The 12,092-nt window shown below is 41.1% G+C and carries 11 protein-coding genes; 7 read left to right on the top strand and 4 right to left on the bottom strand.

The features are described from left to right. Positions 1-118: 118 nt before the first annotated feature. Together V7K15_RS21985 and V7K15_RS21980 are read left to right on the top strand one after the other, a co-directional pair. Entirely contained in the window at positions 119-661 is a 543-nt protein-coding gene (locus tag V7K15_RS21985) for a GAF domain-containing protein (RefSeq protein WP_442949709.1), read from the top strand. Positions 662-802: 141 nt separating this feature from the next. Next, on the top strand, positions 803-1,192 hold the full coding sequence (locus V7K15_RS21980) for a VOC family protein (RefSeq protein WP_334908745.1): 390 nt from the start codon (positions 803-805) through the stop codon (positions 1,190-1,192). Positions 1,193-1,598: 406 nt separating this feature from the next. On the opposite strand, the gene V7K15_RS21975 is transcribed toward V7K15_RS21980, so the two are convergent. Further along, positions 1,599-1,784, bottom strand: a complete 186-nt coding sequence (locus V7K15_RS21975) for a hypothetical protein (RefSeq protein WP_334908743.1) — start codon at positions 1,782-1,784, stop codon at positions 1,599-1,601. Positions 1,785-1,796: 12 nt separating this feature from the next. Between V7K15_RS21975 and V7K15_RS21970 the strand changes: the two genes are divergently transcribed. Together V7K15_RS21970 and V7K15_RS21965 are read left to right on the top strand one after the other, a co-directional pair. Beyond that, on the top strand, positions 1,797-3,029 hold the full coding sequence (locus tag V7K15_RS21970; RefSeq protein WP_334908741.1) for a class I SAM-dependent methyltransferase: 1,233 nt from the start codon (positions 1,797-1,799) through the stop codon (positions 3,027-3,029). 373 nt (positions 3,030-3,402) lie between these two features. Next, positions 3,403-4,281, top strand: coding sequence for an NAD(P)-dependent oxidoreductase (locus V7K15_RS21965; RefSeq protein WP_334908739.1), 879 nt, complete (start codon positions 3,403-3,405; stop codon positions 4,279-4,281). Between the two features lie 150 nt (positions 4,282-4,431). Here the strand turns inward: V7K15_RS21965 and V7K15_RS21960 are convergent, their stop codons facing one another. Next, positions 4,432-6,522, bottom strand: coding sequence for a chromosome segregation ATPase (locus V7K15_RS21960; protein WP_334908737.1), 2,091 nt, complete (start codon positions 6,520-6,522; stop codon positions 4,432-4,434). 154 nt (positions 6,523-6,676) lie between these two features. After that, positions 6,677-7,582 (bottom strand): Hsp33 family molecular chaperone HslO, encoded by a 906-nt coding sequence (hslO, locus tag V7K15_RS21955; RefSeq protein WP_334908735.1) that lies wholly within the window; start codon positions 7,580-7,582, stop codon positions 6,677-6,679. A gap of 140 nt (positions 7,583-7,722) precedes the next feature. On the opposite strand from hslO, the gene V7K15_RS21950 reads away from it, so the two are divergent. After that, a complete protein-coding gene (locus V7K15_RS21950) occupies positions 7,723-8,109 on the top strand; it encodes a hypothetical protein (protein ID WP_334908733.1) in 387 nt (128 codons plus the stop codon). A gap of 328 nt (positions 8,110-8,437) precedes the next feature. Here the strand turns inward: V7K15_RS21950 and V7K15_RS21945 are convergent, their stop codons facing one another. Continuing rightward, positions 8,438-9,052 carry a hypothetical protein gene (locus V7K15_RS21945; protein ID WP_334908731.1) on the bottom strand — a complete coding sequence of 205 codons (615 nt, stop codon included), beginning with the start codon at positions 9,050-9,052 and terminating at the stop codon, positions 8,438-8,440. A 1,011-nt stretch (positions 9,053-10,063) separates the two neighbouring features. Between V7K15_RS21945 and V7K15_RS21940 the strand changes: the two genes are divergently transcribed. Next, positions 10,064-10,285 (top strand): hypothetical protein, encoded by a 222-nt coding sequence (locus tag V7K15_RS21940; RefSeq protein ID WP_334908729.1) that lies wholly within the window; start codon positions 10,064-10,066, stop codon positions 10,283-10,285. 1,034 nt (positions 10,286-11,319) lie between these two features. After that, positions 11,320-11,556, top strand: a complete 237-nt coding sequence (locus V7K15_RS21935) for a hypothetical protein (protein ID WP_334908727.1) — start codon at positions 11,320-11,322, stop codon at positions 11,554-11,556. Positions 11,557-12,092 lie beyond the last annotated feature (536 nt).

Genomic DNA, 12,092 nt, shown 5'->3' with positions numbered 1-12,092 from the left:
GAGGTTTTAATGTTATGTTAGAAAAAATGGAATTGCTGGTATAAATGCAAGAATGTGTTTATGTAAGGTCTAATAAATTATTATATAAATTCAGCAGTATTTACTTAGTCGTAATTATATGACTGTGCAAATTAATTATCACTCAGATTTTAACCCGAACTGCGATCGCGGTGAACAGGGTTTGCAAAATTTGCTCGATCGCCTTGTCAGAACAATGCAGCGCGATGAGTTAGTCCGGCAAACAACTAATCAACTCAGAGAATCGCTTCAGGTTGATCGGGTGCTGTTATATTATTTTTATGGACGGTGGCAAGGACAGGTGACTTTTGAATCTTTGAGTTCTAAAGAATTCTCAATACTTGGTTCCACTGGCCCAGATGATTGTTTTAATGATCAGTATGCTGCTTTATACTTAGCAGGACGGACAAGAGCGATCGCTGATATTCAATTAGAGCCAATTCAGCCTTGTCACCGAGATTTTCTCAGCAATATGCAGGTTCGCGCCAACTTAGTTGTACCAATTTTGATTCCCAGAGGATTATGGGGATTGCTAGCAGCACATCACTGCGAAAGTCCTCATTATTGGTCGCCATCAGATATAGAAATGATGCAAACAGGGGCGCAAACTCTCGCAACAGCCCCTTACATACTAGAAAGTTAAATAATAAGACAAACCTCACCCTCAATCCCTCTCCTTAGTAAGGAGAGGGAAGCCGGAGGCGGACGAGAGTTTGTATAGCCGCTAATTCTATTCGCCCTGGCTCTTGCCAACACTAATTTTTATAGATAAGGAGAAAAAACTGTGAAATTTGGTTACACGATCATTTGGGTAGAGGATGTAGTTAAGACGGTTGAGTTTTATGAAAAAGCTTTTGGTCTAGTTCGTCGCACTATCGAGGATAGGGGGCAATCTGTCTGGGCTGAAATCGAAACCGGAAATACCACACTAGCTTTCTCCTCTAGTAACGAAGCACAGAAGTTATTTCCTGGCGGCTTCCATGCTAACGATGCTACACAACTACCAGCATTAATCCAGATATCATTTATCACTCCTGATGTTGGCAGCGCTTATATGAGAGCAATAGGGGCAGGCGCAAAAGCATTAGATGCCCCTAAAACCCATCCTGGAGGACAAACAATTGCTCGTGTCCGCGATCATAATGGTGTGCTGGTGTCGTTGGTGAGTGCCTAATTAGCATTTGGGATATCGATTTCGTGATCGGTTATTACTTACAACACCAAGCCGAGATTGATGTCTACCTTCTAGAACGTCAAACACTTGCTAAGGAATAAGAATTAAATAACATACAATTTATGTCCCTGGCTTACCTCACCCTCAATCCCTCTCCGATATATTGGAGAGGAAAGCTGGAATAACCGAATTAAACATAACTCTTGTGGGGTGGGCATCTTGCCCGCCCAGTATATGCAATTTAAATGTGGAACAGCTGATCTCGGTCGTTAGTTAATCCAATAGCAAAAATTTGCTGTATTTGTGACTGCGTAAGAATCTTGGCTCGACCGTGCCTATTAACTTTCATAGCCTGTCAACCGCGTTGTTGCAATTAACAGGCTACTACTAAAAGTTACCCAATAATTTAAGCGGCTTGTTGTTTTTTCAATTCTTGTATCAATGCTTGACATTGCTTACTAACATCTCTGGCTTGTCGCATTAAATCAAGTCCTTGTTTCCGGTTTGCTTTTGAAACTTCTACGGATTGACGGCTTAACTCGGCTGCTCGTTTACCCAATTCCTTGATTTTGGCTTTGAGTTCTTCCATCATCTTTTAACCTTTATGGATTCAAATGCTTTGCTGTGTGCAGCGATCGCAAATCACATTACGACCAATCCTCAACAACGAATTACTTTTGCCCAATTCATGGATATGGTATTATACCACCCTGAACACGGCTATTATTCCAGCGATGCAGTCAAAATTGGCTTTCAAGGTGGTGATTTTTTCACCTCGCCAAACCTCTGTGCTGACTTTGGCGAGTTACTAGCAGAACAATTTTTTCAAATGTGGGAGATTTTAGGAAAACCTGTACCCTTTTCTCTGGTAGAAATGGGAGCAGGTCAAGGACTGCTAGCATTGCATATCCTCAAATATCATCAGCTACGCTACCCAGATTTTTTTACGGCGCTGGAGTACATCATTGTTGAAAAGTCTCCAACTTTAAGAGAAGAACAGCAGGAACGCTTGCAAGATTTGCCTGTGCGTTGGTGCAATCTAGAGGATATACCACCGAATGCGATCGCAGGCTGCTTTTTTTCTAATGAATTAGTAGACGCATTTCCCGTACATCAATTCATTCTAGAAACGGGAGAACTCCGAGAAATTTATGTGACAATCCAACCCCCTTCCCTAGAAGCTAAGGAAGAATCTTTCTCCCCTACCAGGGGAGGGGAGGGGTTGGGGGAGAGGTCAAATTTTGTATTTGTGGAAGTCACAGGGCAACCTTCAACGCCCCAACTAGCTGAATATTTGGATTTATTGCAAATCAACTTTGCCCAAAGTGCATATCCAGATGGCTATCGCAGTGAAATTAATTTAGCTGTTCTAGACTGGTTGAGTATAGTAGCAGACCGCTTGCAGCGCGGCTATGTGTTAACAATTGATTATGGCTACCCCGCCAGTCGTTACTATAATCCCAGGCGATCGCAAGGAACGCTACAGTGTTATTATCATCATCGTTTCCATGACAACCCCTATATCAATATTGGAAGACAAGATATCACTGCCCATGTTGACTTTACGGCTTTGTCACGCTGGGGTGAGCGGTGTAGTTTAGAGAAAGTCGGTTTTATCCAGCAGGGATTATTTTTGATGGCGTTGGGATTAGGCGATCGTATTGCTACACTTTCTAATCAACAGCAACCCCTCTCAGAGTTTCTACAACGGCGGGACGCACTACACCAACTTATAGATCCCACAGGACTAGGTGGTTTTGGAGTCCTAGTTCAGAGCAAAGGTTTGGACAAGACAGAAATTTCTCAACCACTAAAAGGATTGACTCTGCCAGAGTAAAGGTAAATTTTAAAAGTTAAAATAGCATACAGTGATTACTGTAAACTGAAACACCCTACAAAAGTAATAATTATGACTACTCATGACCTGCTAATGCTAGTAACCTTACTTACTCCAGGTATTTTACTTTCAGTGATAATTATGGCGACTTTTGCTGCTGGTGGTTGATTGCCAAAAGTTAGGGAGTAGGGAGTGGGGAATAGGGAAACTTAAAACGGACTATAAACCTTTTCTTAGTCGTCTTTAGACGAATGAGTGCTATTAGACTCAGAATTCATTCTGAGGCGGACTAGATGAGAATGAAATAGCCCTGGGGTGAATCCAAAATCTAAAATCTAAAATTGTTTGACGCTGTACCAAAGGAACATGAAACATGAAGGTGGCATTTCTGGGAACTGGACTGATGGGACTACCAATGGCTCAAAGGTTATTAGCCGCAGATATACAGCTAGTTGCCTACAATCGCACCCCAGAAAAATTAGCACCACTACAAGCATCTGGGGCTGAAATTGTCACACATCCGCGCCACGCCATTCGTGCTGCTGAGTGCGTCATCCTCATGCTTACTAATGCCTCGGCTATTTATAATGTGTTGCTTTCAGATACGGCTTGGCAAACTCTGGAAGGGCGCACGATTATCCAAATGGGAACAATTACCCCCACAGAAAGCCAGGAAATTAGAGATGCAGTTGTTGCAGGTGGTGGTGAGTATTTAGAAGCACCCGTATTAGGGAGTATCCCGGAAGCAAAAGCTGGGAAGTTGAGTGTTATGGTAGGCGCCGAACCAGAACAATATGAACGCCACTTCAAGTTACTCCAAAATTTTGGCACAGAACCTTTACTTATAGGTCCAGTGGGATCTGCTGCGGCGCTGAAATTGGCACTAAATCAACTAATAGCTTCCCTAACAACTAGTTTTGCTCTGAGTCTAGCTTTTATCCAGCGTCAGGGTGTGGATGTGGATGTATTTATGCAAATATTGCGCGACAGTTCACTCTACGCACCTACCTTTGACAAAAAGCTACAACGGATGTTGGATGGCAATTATGCTGATCCCAATTTTCCCACAAAACACTTGCTTAAAGATACAGAATTATTTATCTCGGAAGCGAAATCTCGGAGTTTGGATCTCAGCAGTATTAAAGGTGTGCGGCAAATCTTGCAAACAGCCGTGAAAATGTCATTTGCTGATGATGATTACTCATCACTATTTTCTGTAATTAAGGAATGGGGAGAAGGGATCGGAGAATAAATTTTTGTAGGGGCAATTCATGTAGCTTTAGCTTTCCTACAGAACGCTACGCGAACACGCAGGGTATTGCCCCTACACCGTGTAGTTTTGCGAAGTCCTAATACACTTTGAAAATGCCGAATCAAAAGGTTTTAATCGTTAATAAGGATATTACTGACCATTAATAGTCGTTGATGGTGGCAATTGTGGAGACTCAAGCTGAGGCTGAGGCGAGGGTTGAGGATTGAGAAATTGCTGCCATGCCTTAATTTGCTCTTGCGCCCCACTGTAAGCACCACTACCGCGTGGAATCGATTTGGCAATGTCAATCCCTCTGGCAATATCAGACTGACCTTGAGAGCGGGCTATTTCTAACAATTGCTGACTCCACTGGTCAATAGCCTGATTTGCATCCATACGTAAGATGCTTTTGTTTGAAACCCGATCTGCCAGTCGTATTGCCTCAACCAACGCTTCTGGCGTGCCAGCCGCCCCCACTTCCTGGGCTTTTTTCCAGTTTTCTTTGGTGCGGATTTGCCCTTCCCACTCATCTATAGCAGCTTGTGCTTCCCCAGAAAGCGCCCTTCCCGACGAGGCAATTTGTTGAGCTGCGCCAATGGCGGCGGTGAGATTTCCACTCTGAGCCAGTTCTTGTGCCTGATCCAAGTAGGGCTGGTCTTGAATTCGCTGAATCTTTCCTACCCAAGTCCGAATTTTTTTCCGTGCTTCTGGATATAATGCACGACCTCTACGGATTTCGCTGGCCTGTGCGATCGCAGCTTGCAAGGAGTTAATATCCTCGAATACCGCCATCTGGTCGGCGCGGTCTAAGTAAGGTTGGTCTTCAATTGTCTCCACTTGGGCACGCCAGCGACCCATCTCTTGCCTAGCTTCTGTGGCTCTAGGGTTACTAGCAGGGATGAGTTCTACTTGGGCGATCGCTGCTGTTAAATTGGGGACTGTTCCCTGACTAGCCAATATTCTCGCTTTTTCTAAATTGGCAACATCTTCAATTTCCAACTGCCAACGAGCAATCAGTTGCTGTGCTTCGTTATACACTGGTCTGGAAGGGTCAATTTGTTGTGCTTGGGCGATCGCAGCCTCTAAACCAGAAACATTACCGATCCAAGCACTCCTTTTCGCGTCAGCTATGGCGATAAAGTCATCTGTTTCGGCTTGGAGTTTCGTACTTTCCGGTATTTGTCTGGCAATATTCAGCGCCTCATCAGCATCCCGCTTGTCTAGTTTTGCTTGTGCCAATTCCAGCATTTTGCGTCCAAATCCGGGAATCGCTGACTGAGCTTTTTGGTAAATATAACTTTCCTGCCCAATCGACTCGGCTATCTTGATCGCTTCTAGTAAATTATCAACTACTTTACTACTTGCTAAGTTTTCAGCTTTGCCTAACTTATCGCCATCTTCACGCGCTGTGGCAATTAGACGATTCAATTGGTCGTATTTAGTACCCGCCCAGTATTGATTGTCTACGCGCAGCATTTTCGCGGATAACATGAATGCCGATTGCCAGTGCCGTTCTCGCACTTCGGCGATCGCACCGTTGTATGTAGCTTCTGCTTTTGACCAAATTGACTGCCATTTGCCAATTTGTTCATCAACTAATTTATAAGCAACCACATCTTGGGGGATTTTCTGGGCAGTTGCGATCGCTTCGTCTAAATTCCCAGTTTGGAAACTTTGATCAGCTAGCTTCAAAATATCCCGTGACCATTCTTCGATGAAACGGTCAATTTCTCCATGCAAGGGGTGATTTTGTGGTAGTTCCTTCACTAGAGCGATCGCTTGCAATAGGTCGTTCACTGTCTCTTTAGAAGCCGCTAACTGAGCGCAGTGTAGCCGCACAGAAGCACTAGCTAGAGGCCAGAAAATCGATGGGCAATTCGGGGCAGTTGGCAACTTCAACAGCATTGCCACTGCCAAGAATCCTACACTGCCGGGAATCAACATTAGTAGTACTAGCCACAACGTCCAGCTTTTCATCCAGCGTGGCCATTTCCCAGAACTTTTACTGAGTTGGGCAGTTTCTTCTGAATGACTATTTATATGTAATCCTTCTCTACGAGACGCTTTGCGATTCCGATCGTTTTTTTTTCGCCGCTTCACTGACTTAGAGGTAGAACCAGTAGCTGGAACACCAAATGGTTGAGTTTCACCGAATTCTTCTGTTCTGGATAATCTTGTGTTTTGATCTGGCTCTCTTCCACTGGCTGAAGACCAACTCTCTGGAATATCCCGCTCTGTCATCTCTCACACCAAAATAATTGAATAGCGCTCTGTTTTAGCTTGATAATTCCATTGCTGCCATAGTAACTTTCTCGTGATTAAAAAGCTACTTTTTTGATTATCTCTCTGCCCAAAATACCATTAACAATCTCAAAAATCAGTGCCATTTTATACTTTATTCGCAAACGATAGATTCAGCTTGCAAATCGGCAATTAGTTGAGCTAACTGATCGCTACTTGCCTGGTAGACGTTGCCGCAAAAGTCGCAAGTTGCTTCAGCGCCATCATCTTTGATAATCATATCTTGCAGTTCGGCTTCTCCCAACATCTTCAGTGCCCCCAAAACGCGATCGAAAGAACAACCACATTTGAAGCGCAGCATTTGCCGTTCGGGAAAGATTGTCAGCCCCATATCTCCCAGCAAGTCGCCTAAGATTTCAGTCAAACTCTTCCCAGCTTGCAGCAATGGCGTAAATCCTGCTAGACCAGCAACCCGTGATTCCAACTTTTCTACTAAAGCTTCGTCTCTGGCAGCTTTAGGTAATATTTGTAGCAGTAATCCGCCAGCCGCAGTTACTCCACCTGCTCCCACGAAGACACCTAAAACTAAAGCTGAAGGTGTTTGTTCGGAATTCAGCAGATAATGAGCCACATCATCGCCAATTTCCCCAGAAACTAGTTCAACAGTACTAGAGTAGGGATAACCATAACCGATATCCCGGACAACGTAGAGGTAGCCGTTACCCACTGCACCACCAACGTCAAGCTTACCTTTGGCATTGGGAGGCAATTCCACAGATGGATTCCCGACATATCCGCGTACCGTGCCATCTAAGCCTGCATCTACCAATATCCCACCTAAAGGCCCATCGCCCTTGACTCGCACATTCACCCTCGACCCAGTTCGCTTCATACTAGAAGCCATTAACAAACCTGCTGCCATAGTCCGACCTAGTGCTGCCGTTGCCACATAGGAAAGCTTATGGCGTCCCCGTGCTTCTTCTGTTAAACGTGTGGTGATCACACCTATGGCACGAATTCCACCTTCGGCTGCTGTTGCACGAATTAACTGATCCGCCATGAATAACCTTACATTTCTTAACAAGTTCACTTTTTCTATTCTAAGTTCTCTGCTGGTAGAAAAGTGACGCGGTAATAATCAGTGATTGTATTTGCAATATTAGAAATAGCGATGTCTCACCTTTAGGTAATCCTAGAAAAATGCTGGGTAATTTTCAACAAAGTCAACTGCGAATCGAAATTGAAGCACCAATAGATGCAATTCGTGACAGTCTGCTGCATCCGGTGCAACTAGAAAAATGGCTCTTAGGGCAACGCTTTGCGCCAGGAATGCCAGAAGAACTGCTTCCCGGATTCCAGTTTACTACCTGGACTGGGCCAGTTGCGATTCATCATCAAGTAGACGTTGTGAAATCCAACTGCCTCCGCTTGGTACTCAGCGGAGGCATTGACGGGTTCCACGAATGGTACTGGGGAGAAGGTTGGGTACAATCCCGCTTGGAAGGAGTTTCACTTTTGCCCTTGAATTTGGGTCAAACTTTGAGTTTGTTGAGCTTGCGTCAGTTTTTGGCAACTCAAGAGCGTTGAATCGACTGACCTCTTGCAAAAGTCCCTAACACCCCACCCCCAGCCAGTTATCCGATTACCCAAAAGTCCTCTAAAACCTCAAAGAGTCCTATCTTTAATCCCTCTCCTTAATAAGGAGAGGGAGAGATTTTACGTAGTAAAACCAGGGTGAGGTATCTCAGGGGCTATGAGACTTAACCCGGAAATTGCCGTTCAGAAAGACTTGTATGTACACTGTAGCCCCGCTCTTCGGGAGGGGAGACAAGCGTAGCTTTGGCGGGGTGGGGTTCAAATTTTTTGATTTATGCAAGAGGTCTATTGGTTATTCTTTGCGTCCCCAGTCCCCAGTTTATGAACCAGAAAGAATACCTACAATAATTTTTACCAGCACAGATAAATCTCCTGGAACTTGATAACGTTTCTGGTCTTGAGTCACCTGACGATTCGCCCGATGGTAAACTCCAAAACGCCAGTCTTCACCAGTCGTAACTGCTCCATATAGAAGTTCAGATGTGGATTTAGTCCATTGGTCAAGTGCTATTAATTCAACAGCGAGTTGAGTAAAGCCTCTAACTAAATCTGATTGTTTGGCTTCGATGACTAATAAATTTTGAGGTGCTGCAATATAGTAGTCGAGAGTCCCTTTCAGATAGTCGTTGACAGCAATGGAATATTCTATATTGAGCTTCTGATTAGTTAAATCGCATACTTCAAATAAAATTGGACCAATTAAAGCTTCGCGTCTAGTAGTTTCATTAACTAAATCAATATGAGAGAAATTACGCCGAAGTTGCTGCTGTAAAAATTGGATGTCTAAAATTTCTGATGATTCAGGTAATGTGAGATTTTTCCTTTCAATAGTGCAATTTAATTCGGCTAAAATATCATCAATCGTGAAAGGCAATTCAAAATATCGGCTGAAAGTATAAGATTCACCAACTTGGAGAATGCGGCGGAAACTCATAAAAGACCTAAGCCAAATTTATCATCCTATTTTATATAAACCTTGGGCAATCCGTTCCTGGACGATCGCCACATTAGCATCACTGTGATTCAGTCCCGCTTTAGCCTGTTCTAGTCTAGCAACAGCAGCTTTAAAAGCTTGTCGTGTTTCCTTAATTTGCAGAATAGCGATCCCGCCCCCGTATTTCCCATCTGCTTAAGGTGGATTTAGAGGGATCTTACGATGTTTTGTATTGCATCCACATGAGAAGCGCTATAAGTGCCTTGTCCTTTGATCTGAGTATATAAATATCAAGCTTATATACAGCTACATTTAATATAGGAATTAACGTGTTTTAGTAGGAACATCAAATCTTTATAATTTTATCTATAATTTTATCTTTTATTTATTTAATTTCAAAAAAATTGTGGTGTCTAGAATAAAACTTTTTCAACCTAATCAATAATTAAGCAAAATTATGAGTTTATCTATTAAAATAAATTATATATCTTAAAATTAGTGCTGTATAAAAATATTCAATCAGCGAAATTTTTATCTAAAAAATACTTATTCAAAAATCACAATTACAGTTTAAATTTTTATAAATGCATTTAAATACAACTACTATAAAAAATTTGTTTGATTTGTTTGATTTGTTTGATGATATGTTTAACTTTGGGTATATTGTCTAATTTATCAGTATTAATACTTAATAAGCTTAAATTATACATTTTTCGACTAAATCAAGCTTTTAGATCGGCATACTTATATCAATATATATTGATGCCTGCGATTTTTTGATAATTAAAAACTTATTTTTAATTAATTTTGTATAAATAGTAACAAGGTAATACCTTTGTTGAAGACGTCTAATACATATTTCTTAAACACTTAGTTGCTTGACTTTTTAAGCAAGAGTCGTATGATACTTTTAACGGCACAAAATAGTTACTAAATATACACTTTACGTTTATATTTCTTACTTTCCAGTGACGTGAGTTTAATCCCAACAATCAAGTGAGAGCTAAAATCATGGAAAGCACATTGTTTACTGCATTAAGCAGCAACGAAGAAGCAACTCTGTCTGGTGGTACTGGTACTACACCTACACCACCACCAAAACCAGTGGTGATTATTGTTCCGATTATTCAGGGCGCAGGCGGTCCTGCTGCTTCCGGCGGTCAAATAAATAATGGTGGTGGCAGGGGTTCCTCTAATACTGGCGGCGCTGGTAACTATTACTACCATTCTTGATAATAAATGTAAAGACGCGATTAATCACGTCTCTACAGCGATAAAGTCTCGCCTCTAAAATTATTTAACCTCTTGATTATGTAGGCTAAGTTACTTTTGAGCGAGTCTTAAACAGCTAATGGCATGGTTCTACGCTTAGTCATTAGCTGTTTCCTGCTAGATTAACATACCTTTATTGTCGCCCACTGACTTTGTTTAACAAACTTAACAAAATCCTATTACGATATAAAGCTTTTTTCCAATTAATAAATATTTCAGCAAGTTAAACGTTTTTTTATTAAAAGAAATTATATCAATTCAACTTTTGGTTGTATAAAATAACTACAAAAAACTATTTTTACATAAAAATACTTATTCAAAAATGCAGAATCCCACCAGTTTTGAGTTTTAGAAATTTATTTAAGTAGAACTCGTATAAAAATGTTGTTTGGTTTGCTTGACTATATCTTTAATTCTGGACATTTTCGTTAAATTACCAGTATTAATATGTAATAAGCTTAACAATACCTTCGCCAATTTACGAATATTGACATAGAGCAAACCTAAGATTTTACACGCTTATTTTTGCCATAAGACAAAAAACTGAGCCAATAAAATCCTGTGTAGTTTCCGTGTCAGGAATTTATACTGTCCTGTCCGTAGGAACTGGAGTTTTACGTTTTGCCTAAGAATCAAGCACGCTCTTGTGTAGGGCTGTTTCGGCAAAAGCTATACTACCTCTTTTTTTGGCAAAGGTATTGCTTAAATTATACATTTTTTGACAAAATTAAGCTTTTAGATTGCCGTATTTATATCAATACATATTGATGCCTGCAATTTTTTGAGAAATAACAACTTATTTTTAATTAAATTTGTATAAATACTAACTATGTAATGTCTTTGCTAAAGAGGAAGAGGTCTAATATATATTTTTATTTTTAAACAAATAATTACTTGACCTATCTAGCAAGAGCCGTATAATACTTCTGGCAGCACAAAGTTGCTATCTTCAGAAATCGACCATATTAATCACAATCTAAAGCTTAATGAACTTAATGAACGAGAGCAAAACGTTTTTTACAGAACTGACTTCCAACGAAGAAGCAAGTATGTCTGGAGGGAAAAAAGCTGACAAGGGTGAAAAGCCTAATAAGCAGCCGAAAACTGTATATTATATCTTTTTCTTTGGAGATATTAATGGCGCAGGCGGTGGTGCTGCTACCGGTGGTTCCATTGGTGGCAACTCTGGATCTGCGACTGGCGGTTCAGGTAACCAATTTGTATTCGGTTGATAATTAAAATTTCCAAATCATGCCTGATATGAATTAGCAATGTTTCTTGTTTTATCAGGGTTTTCAAACTTAACAAATTATGATTGACTGTTGTTTCATAGCCACAGTTAATAGGCTTTTTTAGAGCTTTTTTCTGAAAAGACTGCTTATCTTTGAGTAGTCAAGTAGGCAATAAGCGCTAATCTATGCAGGTATAAAACCCTGCTATTTTTTTGGGTTTTTTCACAATGTATTGGATTAGATTTTTGAAATCCTTAAATTATTTTTAATTGTCGGCTGTCAACACTTGTTTAACTGTTAATTCTAACTCCGAAAAAATTTGAGATTGAATGCGATCGCCTGTCACATTGCATTGGACTCAGTAACCATTTGAATTTTTAGCGCTTTGAGTTGTGCATTGATTTGCGATCGTCATAACTGATTCTGCCGGGTATTGCCGTCTTCTCTTTAAATAAGCTTTTTTGCAAAACTCCCATAATTTAGCGTTTTCGCCGTCCGGCACGAAAGCGATCGCTTTAGCTTTTATTACTGATAAG

This window comes from Nostoc sp., from assembly GCF_036919815.1.
Taxonomy (GTDB): Bacteria; Cyanobacteriota; Cyanobacteriia; order Cyanobacteriales; family Nostocaceae; genus Nostoc.
Note: the sequence above shows the minus strand (reverse complement) of the source record. Positions and strands in the feature narration are given on the sequence as shown.